The organism is Pseudomonas sp. HN2 (assembly GCF_020736465.1).
Classification (GTDB): domain Bacteria; phylum Pseudomonadota; class Gammaproteobacteria; order Pseudomonadales; family Pseudomonadaceae; genus Aquipseudomonas; species Aquipseudomonas moraviensis_A.
Genome location: NZ_CP085885.1, coordinates 4,317,549 through 4,330,362, shown reverse-complemented (window position 1 = coordinate 4,330,362; position 12,814 = coordinate 4,317,549). Strand labels below are relative to the sequence as shown.

The 12,814-nt window shown below is 61.3% G+C and carries 7 protein-coding genes; 2 read left to right on the top strand and 5 right to left on the bottom strand.

Annotated features, from left to right (window positions below; genetic code table 11):
• Nucleotides 1-90 precede the first annotated feature (90 nt).
• Complete coding sequence (csrA, locus tag LIS66_RS19065) at nucleotides 91-276, top strand: carbon storage regulator CsrA (protein WP_024013891.1); 186 nt, start codon at nucleotides 91-93, stop codon at nucleotides 274-276.
• A 5-nt stretch (nucleotides 277-281) separates the two neighbouring features.
• On the opposite strand, the gene LIS66_RS19060 is transcribed toward csrA, so the two are convergent.
• The 4 genes from LIS66_RS19060 to LIS66_RS19045 all read right to left on the bottom strand — a co-directional run bounded on the left by LIS66_RS19060 (nucleotide 282) and on the right by LIS66_RS19045 (nucleotide 5,559).
• Nucleotides 282-509 carry a YheU family protein gene (locus tag LIS66_RS19060; protein WP_003199186.1) on the bottom strand — a complete coding sequence of 76 codons (228 nt, stop codon included), beginning with the start codon at nucleotides 507-509 and terminating at the stop codon, nucleotides 282-284.
• Between the two features lie 170 nt (nucleotides 510-679).
• A complete protein-coding gene (locus LIS66_RS19055) occupies nucleotides 680-1,876 on the bottom strand; it encodes an osmoprotectant NAGGN system M42 family peptidase (RefSeq protein ID WP_042607960.1) in 1,197 nt (398 codons plus the stop codon).
• A gap of 158 nt (nucleotides 1,877-2,034) precedes the next feature.
• Complete coding sequence (ngg, locus tag LIS66_RS19050; RefSeq protein WP_064361486.1) at nucleotides 2,035-3,783, bottom strand: N-acetylglutaminylglutamine synthetase; 1,749 nt, start codon at nucleotides 3,781-3,783, stop codon at nucleotides 2,035-2,037.
• Between the two features lie 3 nt (nucleotides 3,784-3,786).
• Nucleotides 3,787-5,559: an N-acetylglutaminylglutamine amidotransferase gene (locus LIS66_RS19045; protein WP_227972813.1), complete on the bottom strand. Its 1,773-nt coding sequence runs from the start codon at nucleotides 5,557-5,559 to the stop codon at nucleotides 3,787-3,789.
• A 363-nt stretch (nucleotides 5,560-5,922) separates the two neighbouring features.
• Here LIS66_RS19045 and LIS66_RS19040 point away from each other — a divergent pair, with 363 nt between their 5' ends.
• A complete protein-coding gene (locus tag LIS66_RS19040; protein WP_227972812.1) occupies nucleotides 5,923-10,746 on the top strand; it encodes an NEL-type E3 ubiquitin ligase domain-containing protein in 4,824 nt (1,607 codons plus the stop codon).
• A 3-nt stretch (nucleotides 10,747-10,749) separates the two neighbouring features.
• On the opposite strand, the gene mnmC is transcribed toward LIS66_RS19040, so the two are convergent.
• Nucleotides 10,750-12,729 carry a bifunctional tRNA (5-methylaminomethyl-2-thiouridine)(34)-methyltransferase MnmD/FAD-dependent 5-carboxymethylaminomethyl-2-thiouridine(34) oxidoreductase MnmC gene (gene mnmC / locus LIS66_RS19035; RefSeq protein ID WP_227972811.1) on the bottom strand — a complete coding sequence of 660 codons (1,980 nt, stop codon included), beginning with the start codon at nucleotides 12,727-12,729 and terminating at the stop codon, nucleotides 10,750-10,752.
• Nucleotides 12,730-12,814: the final 85 nt, after the last annotated feature.

Genomic DNA, 12,814 nt, shown 5'->3' with positions numbered 1-12,814 from the left:
GTAGGGCAAGACTGATTTGCTCGTCATGCATTGTGGAGCCGCTGTAAGCCGCGCATCTTCAGGGTTTGCCAGTCCTGAAGGATGAATCCCATGCTTGTACTCAGCCGTGTGGTCGGTGAGTTGATTTCAATCGGTGACGACATCACCCTGCGTGTTCTGTCGGTGAATGGCTCCAGCGTGCGCTTCGGCGTCGAGGCGCCGAAGAAAGTCCATGTGCACCGCGCCGAGGTCTATGACCGGATCAAGCGCAAGGAGGCCGCAGCGAAGGCTGGCTGACGGTTTCAGTCGAACAGATGCTTGGGTACGTCGTGCTTGAGCATCAACTGGCACTGTTCGCTTTCCGGGTCGAACACGATCAGCGCCTGACCTTTGGTCAATGCCTGGCGCACGCGCAGTACGCGGGTTTCCAGCGGTGTGTCATCGCCGTTGTCGGTACCGTCGCGGGTAACGAAATCCTCGATCAGGCGGGTGAGGGTGTCGACTTCAAGCTGGTCGTGGGGGATGAGCATGGGCACCTCGGTCAAATCGATGTCGGGATGCTACGGGGATTGGGTTTTGCCTGCCAGTTTTTGTAGTGCCTCGACCAGCGCCATCGCGAGCAGGCTCACTCTTACAGGGGAACGCATTCCCAATGTAGGAGTGAGCCTGCTCGCGATAGCGATGTTTCAGGCAACCAGTCTTAACTGTCGGAACGCTGCCCCACCAGACTGTCCACCGGCGGCACGCGGGTCTCGCTTTCCATCTGCGTGTCATGCTCGATCTGGTGGCTGAAGCGATCCAGTGATGCATTGGCCGGCGCCGCATCGCTGGCGAAGACCGGCGGGCTCAGAATGTACGCGCCGAGCAAACGGCTGAGCGCCGCCAGGCTGTCGATGTGCGTGCGTTCGTAACCATGCGTGGCGTCGCAGCCGAAAGCGAGCAGGGCGGTGCGGATGTCGTGGCCGGCGGTGACCGCCGAGTGCGCATCGCTGAAGTAATAGCGGAACATGTCGCGGCGCACCGGCAGTTCGTGTTCATCGGCCAGGCGCAACAGATGCCGGGACAAGTGATAATCATATGGGCCACCGGAATCCTGCATCGCCACGCTCACCGCGTGTTCGCTGGAATGCTGGCCCGGCGCGACCGGAGCGATGTCGATGCCGACAAATTCGCTGACGTCCCACGGCAATGCCGCCGCCGCGCCGCTGCCGGTTTCCTCGGTGATGGTGAACAGCGGATGACAATCGATGTTCAGTTCCTGGCCGCTGTCGACAATCGCCTTCAGTGCGGCGAGCAGTGCGGCAACGCCGGCCTTGTCGTCGAGGTGGCGCGCGCTGATATGGCCGCTTTCGGTGAACTCCGGCAGCGGGTCGAACGCCACCACGTCACCGACATGAATGCCCAGGGATTCGCAATCGGCCTTGGTCGTGCAGTAGGCGTCCAGACGCAGTTCGACGTGATCCCAGCTGATCGGCATTTCATCGACCTGAGTGTTGAACGCATGCCCGGAAGCCATTAGCGGCAGCACGCTGCCGCGAATCACGCCGGTGTCGGTAAACAGGCTGACCCGGCTGCCCTCGGCAAAGCGGCTCGACCAGCAACCGACCGGGGCGAGGGTCAGGCGACCGTTGTCTTTCACCGCACGGACGGCGGCACCGATGGTGTCCAGGTGCGCAGACACGGCGCGGTCGGGGCTGCTCTTTTTGCCCTTCAACGTCGCGCGAATGGTGCCGCGCCGGGTCATTTCGAACGGAATGCCCAGCTCTTCAAGACGTTCGGCGACGTAGCGCACGATCGTGTCGGTGAAGCCGGTGGGGCTGGGAATGGCGAGCATCTCCAGCAGGACTTTTTGCAGGTAAGCCAGATCCGGTTCAGGGATGTGTGGGGTCTTGGTCATGGAAACTCCTGATGGGTTGAGCACACCGATGGTTTCGATGAGAGAAATTTGTGATGACGTTCGGGCCTCTTCGCGAGCAGGCTCGCTCCCACGGGGAAACGCATTCCAAATGTGGGAGCGAGCCTGCTCGCGAAGGCGTCAGCCGGAACAATGAAGGTTCAAGAGGCAGCCGGCTGACTGTGCGGAAACAACAGATCGACAAAGCGCTCCGCCGTCGGCTGCGGTTCATGGTTGGCCAGGCCGGCACGTTCGTTGGCTTCGATGAAAACGTACTCGGGCTGATCCGCCGCCGGCACCATGAGATCGAGGCCGACCATCGGAATGTCCAGCGCTCGCGCCGCACGCACCGCCGCGTCGACCAGGGTCGGATGAAGAATCGCCGTCACGTCTTCCAGCGTCCCGCCGGTGTGCAGATTGGCCGTGCGCCGCACGAACAGATGCTCGCCTGCCGGCAGAATGCTGCTGTAGTCATAGCCGGCGGCGTGCAGCGTGCGTTGGGTTTCGTGATCCAGTGGGATCTTGCTCTCGCCGCTGGTGGCCGCTTGCCGACGGCGGCTTTGCGCTTCGATCAGCGCACCGATCGAATGCTGACCATCGCCAACCACTTCCGCCGGACGGCGAATCGCTGCCGCAACCACTTCGAAACCGATCACCACAATCCGTAGATCAAGGCCTTCATGGAAGCTTTCCAGCAGCACGCGACTGTCGAACTGCTTGGCGGTTTCGATGGCCTTCTGCACTTCTTCAATGGTGCGCAGATCCACAGCCACGCCGTGGCCCTGTTCGCCGTCGAGAGGTTTGACCACTACACGCTGATGCTCATCGAGAAAGGCCAGATTATCGTCGGCATTGCCCGCCAGTTGCTGGGCCGGCAGTTTCAGGCCTGCGGCCTTCAGCACTTTATGGGTCAGGCTTTTGTCCTGGCACAGGGTCATGCTGATCGCGCTGGTCAGATCGCTCAGCGACTCGCGGCAGCGCACGCGGCGGCCGCCATGGCTGAGGGTAAACAGCCCGGCGTCGGCGTCATCCACTTGCACATCGATACCGCGCCGATGCGCTTCTTCGACAATGATCCGTGCGTAAGGATTGAAATTCGCCTCCGGCCCCGGACCGAGAAACAGCGGCTGGTTGATACCGTTCTTGCGCTTGATGGCGAAGGTCGGCAAGTTGCGGAAGCCCAGTTTGGCGTAAAGGCTTTTCGCCTGACGGTTGTCATGCAGTACCGACAGATCGAGATAAGCCAGGCCGCGACTCATGAAGTGCTCGACCAGGTGCCGCACCAGCACTTCACCGACGCCCGGACGCGAGCAATGCGGATCGACCGCCAGGCACCAAAGGCTGCTGCCGTGTTCCGGGTCGTTGAAGGCATTCTGATGATTGAGGCCCATGACACTGCCGATCACCGCGCCGCTGTCCTCGTCTTCCGCCAGCCAGTACACCGGGCCGCCCTGATGATGCGGGGTCAGCAGCTCCGGATCGATCGGCAACATGCCGCGCGCCTGATACAAACGGTTGATGCCCTGCCAGTCGGTTTCGCTCTGCGCACGACGAATGCGGAAGCCGCGAAACACCCGTGTCGCCTGACGATAATCGCTGAACCACAGGCGCAGGGTGTCGGATGGATCGAGAAACAGCTGAGTCGGCTCGAGGCCGAGAATCTGCTGCGGTGCGGCGACGTACAGGGCGATGTCGCGCTCGCCGGGCTGCTCGTTGAGCAGTTCCTGCGCCAGTGACGCCGGGTCGGGAAAGGTGTGACCGATCAGCAGCCGACCCCAACCGCAATGCACGGCAATCGGGGCGGTGGCAGGTTCGCTGCCGTCTTCGGCCAGGCGCGCCTGCAAACGTTCATACGAAGGGGCCTGACCACGCAACAGACGTTGGTTGATGGACGTGGCATGGGGTTTCATCAATCAGATTCCTTGTTCACTGAGCCACAGGTTCAGGGCCGCCAGTTGCCACAATTTCGAACCCCGCAACGGGGTCAGCTGGCCTTGTGGATCAGTCAAAAGCTTGTCGAGCATGGTCGGGTTGAACAGGCCACGATCCTGGCTTGGATCGAGCAGCAGTTCGCGCACCCAATTGAGCGTGTCGCCCTGCAAATGCTTGAGGCCCGGCACCGGGAAATAGCCTTTCTTGCGGTCGATCACTTCGCTTGGAATGACCCGACGCGCGGCTTCCTTGAGCACTTGTTTGCCGCCATCGGGGAGCTTGAATTTGCCGGGCACGCGGGCCGACAGTTCGACCAGTCGATAGTCGAGGAACGGTGTGCGCGCTTCCAGGCCCCAGGCCATGGTCATGTTGTCGACGCGTTTGACCGGGTCATCGACCAGCATCACCGTGCTGTCCAGACGCAAGGCTTTGTCCACCGCGGCAGCAGCGCCAGGCTGGGCAAAATGATCTTTGACGAAGTCGCCTGCTGCGTCGTGATCGACCAGCCATTTCGGCTGCACGGTTGCGGCATAGTCGTCATAGCTGCGGTCGAAAAACGCATCGCGGTAAGCCGCGTAAGGATCGGCCGCGCCGTCGACTTGCGGATACCAGTGATAGCCGGCAAACAACTCGTCGGCACCCTGGCCGCTCTGCACCACTTTGCAGTGCTTGGCCACTTCCCGGGACAACAGGTAGAAGGCAATGCAGTCGTGGCTGACCATCGGCTCGCTCATCGCGCGGAACGCGGCGGGGAGTTGCTCGATGATTTCTTTCTCGTCGATGCGCAATTGATGGTGGCGGGTGCCGTAGTGCTTGGCGATCAGGTCCGAATACTGGAATTCGTCGCCGCGCTCGCCGCCGGCATCCTGAAACCCGATGGAGAAGGTCGAGAGATTTTCTACACCGACTTCGCGCAACAGGCCGACGAGCATGCTCGAATCGACACCGCCCGAGAGCAACACACCGACATCAACCGCCGCACGCTGACGAATCGCCACCGCTTCGCGGGTGCTGTCGAGAACGCGATCGACCCAGTCTTCGAGGTTGAGGTTTTTCTCGTCCTCATGCGGGCCGTAGGGCAGGGTCCACCAGGTCTTCTGTTCGGTGCGGCCATCGGCTTCAACGCGCATCCAGGTGGCCGGCGGCAGTTTTTCGATGCCGGCCAGCAATGTGCGCGGCGCAGGCACGACTGCGTGGAAATTCAGGTAGTGGTTGAGCGCCACTGGATCGAGGATCGGGTTGATATCGCCGCCCTTGAGCAGGGCTGGCAGTGCCGAGGCAAAGCGCAAGCGCTGCCCTGTGCGCGACAGGTACAACGGCTTCACGCCGAGACGGTCACGAGCGATGAACAGGCGCTGGGCATCGCGCTCCCAAATGGCAAAGGCGAACATGCCGTTGAGTTTCGGCAGCAGCGCCTCGCCCCAGGCGTGATAACCCTTGAGCAGCACTTCGGTGTCGCCACCGGAATAGAAGGCATAACCCAGCCCTTCGAGCTCTTCGCGCAATTCCGGGAAGTTGTAGATCGCGCCGTTGAAGGCCAGGGACAGGCCTAACTGGCTGTCGATCATCGGCTGTGCCGAGCCGTCCGACAGGTCCATGATTTTCAGGCGTCGATGCCCCAGGGCAATCGGCCCTTGGGCATGGAAGCCCCACGCGTCAGGGCCGCGAGGGGCCAGGTGATGGGTGATTCTCTCGATCGCTGCAAGGTCTGCAGGTTGTTGATCAAAACGTAACTCGCCAGCTAATCCGCACATAAAGTCCTTACCGGTTTTTCCGTTGGGGAAGGTCAAGCCGTACCACGCGGAAAGTGCGGGTACTCAGAAACTGACCTGTCTCGGTATGTGGAGTTTTAGATCGATAAGTTATAAGTCGGCCGCGCTGCCTCCTGTCGTCACGCTATCAGCGCGGATCGAGCGCCGGATTTGCCTGCGTGCCTTTACACTTTTTGTGCATAAGCCCCCGCTGGGCGTCGACGTTCCGCGCGGGTGGTGCAGGGCTATTTTTTCCATACAAAAACACGGTTGATCTGCGCGGATTCGGCCCAGGAATTTGGACTGTTATTGGCCGTCCGGCACCGCTAGGGTCGAGGGTTCAAATCGCAATAAAGGACTATTGCCATGCCCACCCAAGACAAGACAAATCCACCGATTCAGGCCTCGGTCCTGAGCACCCTGTACGACGCTACAGGCGACCTCGACACCGCTGAAGTCCTGGAAAAACGCTTGCCGGCGTATTTGCTCAAGGCGTCCACGGCCACGCTGGTCAAGCTGGACGAAATCAATCGTGAGCTGCACACCCTGCAACTCAAGGTCGATAAGCAATTGACCCGGCTCAAACCCTTGCACAGCTTCTGCATCAGCGAACTCGACGCGGTGCTGAGCGCGAAATGGCCAGCGGTCTATGACGCAGGCGAGGATGTGCTCAGTCTGCCGGGCGTCGATTGCGGCTGCGATGCGACGGCGACGGATCAGGCCGATATCGACCTGGTCAGACACGCAACCCAGACCCTGTTGCAAGCAGCCATGCAGAATTTCACCGAAGACGAGGAACTGGCCGACGGTTTCCCCGCCGGCAGTCTGGTGCGCATCAAAAGTGCGCCCGCTGGCGTGAAAGATCTGACGCCGGCAGCGTTCGCAGCGTTTTGCCGCAAGCTGGATCTGGGCAAGAAGTACCAGGAGCATCTGCAGCAAGTGTTCGGTCTGCGTGATGACAGCGGCAAAGTCGTCGCGACCAGTGCCATGACCCGCGATATCGCCGCATTGAAGCAATCGCTGCTGGAACTGGACGCCCATCTGGCCGCGCTCAAGGGCGATATCACCACGGCAGGTCTGCGCATGCTGCAGGATCTGATGGTGGCCGAGGGCGTGGCGTCGGCGCAAAACCTGCGCTACGGCAAAGACCCGATGATCATGCAGGGCATCAAAATCCTCGACAGTTGCGTGTGGGGCGTGGTCGTGTTTTCCAAACGCTCCGTGCAGCAACACCCTGAGGACGGATGCATGGTGTACATGCCCGGCGAGCCCGAGCGAGCGGTGTATGAATATCCGAGTTTCAACGCGTTCAAGCGCTACCTCGCGCAACAACTCAAGAGCACCGAATATCAGCGGTATTTCTCCGGCAGTCTCGATGAAGATGACAAGGCCGACTTCTTCAAATCGCTTGCCGAAAAACCTGATCTGGGGTTGGTCGAACAGTGGCCGATCAACGTGCCGCTCTTCGATTTCATGGTGCAGAGCCATGTCGGCAAGCTGCAGATCGACGCGCGCAAACTGGCGGTGCCGACGGCTGATATCGATGAAGCGGCGCGGCAGAAACGTCTGTTGGATTTCGTTCAGCGCGGGGTGAGCGTGGCGTCGGTGGCCGGGCTGTTCGTGCCGGTCCTGGGGCAATTGATGATGGGCGTCGCGGTCGGGCAATTGCTCGGCGAAGTGTATGAAGGCGTCGAGGACTGGCGTCGCGGTGATCATCAACAAGCGCTGTCACATCTGCTCAGTGTGGTCGAGAACGTCGCATTGATGGGCGTCTTTGCCGGGGGGCAGAAAGCGCTGGGAACACTGGGCAAAAAACTGCTGCGCGAGCATCCGCAGTTCTTCGCGCAGTTCACCGCCATTCTCGGCCAGGCCGGCAAGCCACGCCTGTGGAAGGCTGATTTGAGCCCGTACGAGCATTCTCTGCCGGCCGGATTCACCATCGATGCCGGCTCCAAGGAGTTCTACCAGATCGGCAGCAAGACTATCGGCCGCCTCGAGCACCGCCTGTTGGCCGGCAACTTTGATACCGACACCCAGCGCTGGCGCCTGGAACACGCCGGCCGCGCACAAGCCTATGCCCCCGAACTGATCCGCCACGTCGAAGGCGGCTGGCGGCTCCCTGCCGAGGAGCCCGAAGAATGGGGCAGTTCCGCCTACACGCTCAAGCGCATCGATCCGCAGTTGAGCGAATTTGCCGACAGTGATCTGGACATGCTGCGCCGGCTGAGCGACACCTCGCAGCAGACCCTGCTCGACACGTTCAATGACAATCTGAAGTTGCCGGTACGCCTGCGCGATACCGTCGAGCGCGTGCGCATCGGGCGGCAGCTGCGGGAGCTGACGACGGAGCTGGCCAATGGCGAGTTTCACTCCGGGCAACCTGTCGAGGAACAGATGCATGCCTTGACGCAACTGCCGGGCTGGCCGACTGACCGCTACATCAAGGTCGCCGGTCATGAAGGCGACGTCGACACCACTTATCCTGCAAACAGCACGCTCGACGAAACCCTGGAAGTGCCGGTCACTCAAGGCCAGTTGGCACTCGGACGCTTGCTGCAAACCGTGATCGGTGGCCTTTACCCGCATGAAGTCGAGGCCATGCTCGGCGGCCAAGTCGCGAAAACCACCCAGGCTTCTGCGCTGGCGAAAAAACTGGCTGCTGCGCTCAAGGCGGATTACCGCGCGGCGTTCGAGCGGATGTACAAGCGCTACGACCACAGTGACGCGCAGGATCTGGACAAATTGCGCAAGGTCTTCGCCGACATTCCGGCGCGCCTTGGCCAAAGGCTGATTGACCGCGCTCCGAGTGTCGAGCGCCTGCACCTGCGTTCGACCGGGCGCGTGCCATTGCGCCTGGGGCAGCGGGTTCGGGCCGGTGTGGCCGAGGTGCGGCTTGACCGGGCGCTGAGCGGATTGCACTGGTCGCGACTGGCCAATGCCGACACAGACAAGCTGGCCGTGAAATTGCTGCCGCGCCTCAGCGGATGGGACGCTCAACTGCGTCTGCAGGTACGCGACAAGGCCTTGACCGGACCGTTGCTCGAAGAGGTCGGCGATGCGTCGGCGACCTCCGACAATACCGGCTATCTGGTGAAGTCCACTGAGGGCTATGAAGCCTTTGGCGGCGACAGGAAATCCCTGGGCAAGGTGAAATCCGGCCCCGGCGCGTTATACATGGCCATCCTCAAGGCGCTGCCGTCACGTCAGCGGGCAGCGCTCGGATTTGCCGACGCCGGACAGGTCAGTACGCAACAGTTACGCAAAAAGCTGCTCAATGTTGCACTCGACGAACGCGAGGTCACTGCGCGGACATTGCTCGGCGACAGCATTGAACCATCGGCTGTCGAGCCGGCCTGTGTGCAAGGCGATCAGGTCCCCGCGACAGCTCATTCACGCAAGCTGCTGCGCAAAGTGCGCAAACTGTTTCCACGCCTGGACGACACCCAGGCCGGCAAATTGCTCGATGAACTGGGCGACGATTCGCTGAGCCGCGCAACCCGGGTCAAAGCCTTGCGCGAGGACGTGAAAACCCTGCGCGACGCGCTGTTTACCTGGAGTGAGGATGGCGTTGCCCTGGCGGCCATGGGCGGTGATCGGGCAGAGGCGCGACACAGCCGCAAAATGGCCGCTGAACTGATCGAGGAGGGCTTTCGTCGATTCAATTGGATCAATGATGAGCAGGGCGACCGGGTCTGCGCCCTCAATCTGGACGGCATGCGGGTCGGTAAACTGCCGACCCTGCCAACGGGTTTGAGCTTTGCCCATATCCAGCACCTGTCGATGAGAAACATGGAGCAGGATGACGATATCGTGTACTTCCTCAAATCCTTCAAACAGCTCGAGTCGCTGGAACTGGACAACAATAAAATCACCCGGCTCCCTGAAGTGCTCTCGTATATGCCCAGGCTCAAACGGTTGAGTCTGCCGGGCAATAAGCTGAAGTTGACCGAGCAGACACTGGCGAAACTGAATCGGCTGCGGACGGTGCGGTATCTGAATCTGGACAGCAATCCGTTGGGCGCTACCCCTGATGTCAGTCAGATGACCGACCTGCGTCGATTGACGCTGCGCGAGACAGGCATCACGGAATTGCCCGAAGGCCTCAACAATGCTGCGCACATTGAATGGATGGATCTGAGCAAAAACCAGATCAGGGAACTGCCCGACTGGCTGTTTGAAAAAAATCGACGATTCACCGGCGTGCTCGAACTGGGGCTGAATCCCTTCAACGAAACAAGCAAAACGCATCTGGATGACTATCGCGAAAATTTCGGTATCGGAATGGGCTATTCCGCCGATGACATTCCCCGCCTCAACGAGCAGACCGCGCGATCGTTATGGTTGACCAGAACGTCCGCTGCAGACTCGGCCGAGCAGGCGCGAATCTGGGCGGCATTTCGTGACGATACCCGCGCCGAAGGCCTGTTTCATTTGCTCGCGCAACTGGGCGACACAGCCGACGCCACCAAGGGCAGCGCAGACATGCAGCGACGGGTCTGGAGAGTGTTGAAGGCGGCGGAGGCTGACGGTGCTCTGTGCGATCAGTTGCTCGATCTGGCCGCCAACCCGATCAACTGCATTGACAGCGCGGCGCTCAATTTCAGTCACCTGGAAGTCGCCGTTGAAGTTGATCAGGTCACCAAGGGGGCAGGCGGCAGAGTCACGGCCAAACCGCTGCTCAATCTGGGGCGCGGCCTGTTCCGGCTGGATCGGTTGAACGCGATTGCCCGCGAACATGCCGTCAAGGCTGTGAAGTCGGATCCGTTGGAGGTCAATCTGGCGTATCGCGTCGGGCTGGCCAAAGCGCTGGAGCTGCCCGGCCAGCCGCAAAGCATGCTGTTCAATGCGCAGAGCGGCGTCACTGCAACGGATCTGGAAACCGCAAAAAACCGCATCACGACCGCCGAACTCTCGCCTCAGTGGCTGAAATTCATCCAGGCGCAAACGTTCTGGCGTGACTACCTGAAGCGTACGTTTACACGCAAGTTTTCGCTGATCGATGAATCGTTTGCTCCGCGAATGAGTGCGCTGGATGAGCAGGCGGACACACTGCTCAGTGCCGACTATGTGAGTCAGGCGGATGCCCTCAAACTTGAGAAGGAACAGGCGCAAGAGGCCGTGATCAAACGCCTGACCGAAGAATCGATCCGCTTGATGGACCTCGGCCTCTGCGCGATGCCCGATACGTGAGGTTCACTTGCCGCGAATCAACTGCCGTAATGCGAAACGGTTGGGATGGCAGGCTTCGGCCACGCTGCGTGGCAACGGCAGCGGCTCGTTGTCCAGCCACGCGGCGAGCAGTTCGCCGGACAGCGGCGCGGTGATCAGTCCGCGAGAACCGTGGCCGCTGTTGACGTAGAGTCCGTCGAGCCATGGGCAGGGATTGTCTGGCACTTGCCGGGCATCCTTGCTCAGGGCCGCGTAGGTCTGGACAAAGGCTGCGCGATCGGCGAGCGGGCCGACGATCGGCAAGTAGTCCGGGCTGGTGCAGCGGAAGGCGGCGCGGCCCTCAAGGTGCTCAAGCGGCTGCTCGCTGATGTTCAGGCGTGCCAGCAGATCGCTGGAGATCTCTTCGAGCATTGCCAGATTGCCTTGATGCTCGGCAGTCGTGGGCGTCAGATCGTCGCTGTTGAAGTCGAAACTGGCGCCCAGGGTGTGCTCGCCCAGACGTGCCGGGGCGACGTAGCCTTCGGCGCACACCACCGTCGCCAAGGCATGACTTTCTGCGGTTTCAGCCAGACGCGTGATCTGTCCGCGAATGCGCTTGAGCGGCAATTCGGCGCTCTGGGCAAAGCGTTGGATGTCTGCGGCTCCGGCCAGTACCACAACCGCTGCACTGGCGAGCAGCCGTTCGCCGTCGAGGGCTTGCCACTGGTCAGCGACCTTGCGCAGCTCCAGGGCATGGTGATGGCTGAGCAGTTCGATGTTGACGTGCATCGCCTGGGCCTGACACAGCGCCGGCGGATGCACCCAACCGCCCTCGGGATAGAACAAACCGCCATGGGCCACGCCGACACCGGCACGCGCCTGTGCTTCAGGCTGTTCCAGCCATTGCAGAAGATCTTCGGGAAACGCCGTCGCCAGTTGCCCATGACGTTCGGCTTCCTTGGCATTGAACGCCAATTGCAGCACGCCGCAGTCATCCCAGTCAGTACCGCGCTGCAGCGTTTCGAGCAGTCGCCGGGTGTAACCGAAGCCGCTGACAATCAACTGCGACAATGCGGTGCCATGGGCGGACAGCTTCAGATAGAGCACGCCTTGCGGATTGCCCGAGGCTTCTTGCGCCACCTCAGCATGACGCTCCAGCAGACTCACGTGCCAGCCACGTGCCGCCAGGCTCGACGCCGTTGCGCAGCCGGCGAGACCGGCGCCGATCACCAACACCCGGCGTTCGCCGCGCAACGGAGCAGGGCGGGCAAACCAGGGTTTTGCCGGCACTGGCGCCGCCACCTCGGCGGGCCAGCCGAGAAACTCGCCACGCAGGATTTCCCATTTGTGGCCAATGCCCGGCGTGCGTTTCATCTTGAACCCGGCAGCATTGAGCAAGCGTCGCACCCAACCGGTGCTGGTGAAGGTGCTGATGGTCGAGCCCGGCGCGGCCAGACGCGCCAGTTCGACGAACAGTTCAGCCGTCCACATGTCGGGGTTTTTCGCCGGAGCGAAACCGTCGAGAAACCACGCGTCGATCTGCGCATCGAGTTGCGGCAGTTGCTCCAGTGCATCGCCAATCAGCAAGGTCAGCGTCACCCGACCTCCGGCCAGCGTGATGCGCTGAAAGCCTGGATGAATCGCTACGTAGTGCTTGAGTAACTGATCGGCCAACGGCTTGAGCTCCGGCCACAATGCCAAGGCTCGGTGCATGTCCGCAGGCGCCAGCGGGTACTTCTCGACGCTGACAAAATGCAGGCGCGCGGCCGCCACTGCGTGTTGCTCGAACAGCTGCCAGGCACAGAGAAAATTCAACCCGGTGCCGAAGCCGGTTTCGCCAATGACCAGGCGCCCATTGGCCGGCAGCGCAGCGAAACGCTCGGCCAGACGGTTCTGTTCGAGGAACACGTAACGGGTTTCCTCCAGCCCCGACTGGTCGGAAAAATACACGTCATCGAACACCCGCGAACGTGGGCGCCCGTGGTCATCCCAGTCGAGTTGGGCGTGGGGCATTTCGGCTTTCATGGCAGGCTCGGCAAACACAAGGCGGCCATTCTAGCCGATCGCGCGAGGGCTGCCTGATCCAGCGCAAGGTCCAGCATCGACCGCT

What these genes read in the sequence shown, in the direction of transcription:
- csrA (WP_024013891.1), top strand. Translation starts at nt 91, where the DNA reads ATGCTTGTACTCAGCCGTGTGGTCGGTGAGTTGATTTCAATCGGTGAC.
- LIS66_RS19060 (WP_003199186.1), bottom strand. Translation starts at nt 509, where the DNA reads ATGCTCATCCCCCACGACCAGCTTGAAGTCGACACCCTCACCCGCCTG.
- LIS66_RS19055 (WP_042607960.1), bottom strand. Translation starts at nt 1,876, where the DNA reads ATGACCAAGACCCCACACATCCCTGAACCGGATCTGGCTTACCTGCAA.
- ngg (WP_064361486.1), bottom strand. Translation starts at nt 3,783, where the DNA reads ATGAAACCCCATGCCACGTCCATCAACCAACGTCTGTTGCGTGGTCAG.
- LIS66_RS19045 (WP_227972813.1), bottom strand. Translation starts at nt 5,559, where the DNA reads ATGTGCGGATTAGCTGGCGAGTTACGTTTTGATCAACAACCTGCAGAC.
- LIS66_RS19040 (WP_227972812.1), top strand. Translation starts at nt 5,923, where the DNA reads ATGCCCACCCAAGACAAGACAAATCCACCGATTCAGGCCTCGGTCCTG.
- mnmC (WP_227972811.1), bottom strand. Translation starts at nt 12,729, where the DNA reads ATGAAAGCCGAAATGCCCCACGCCCAACTCGACTGGGATGACCACGGG.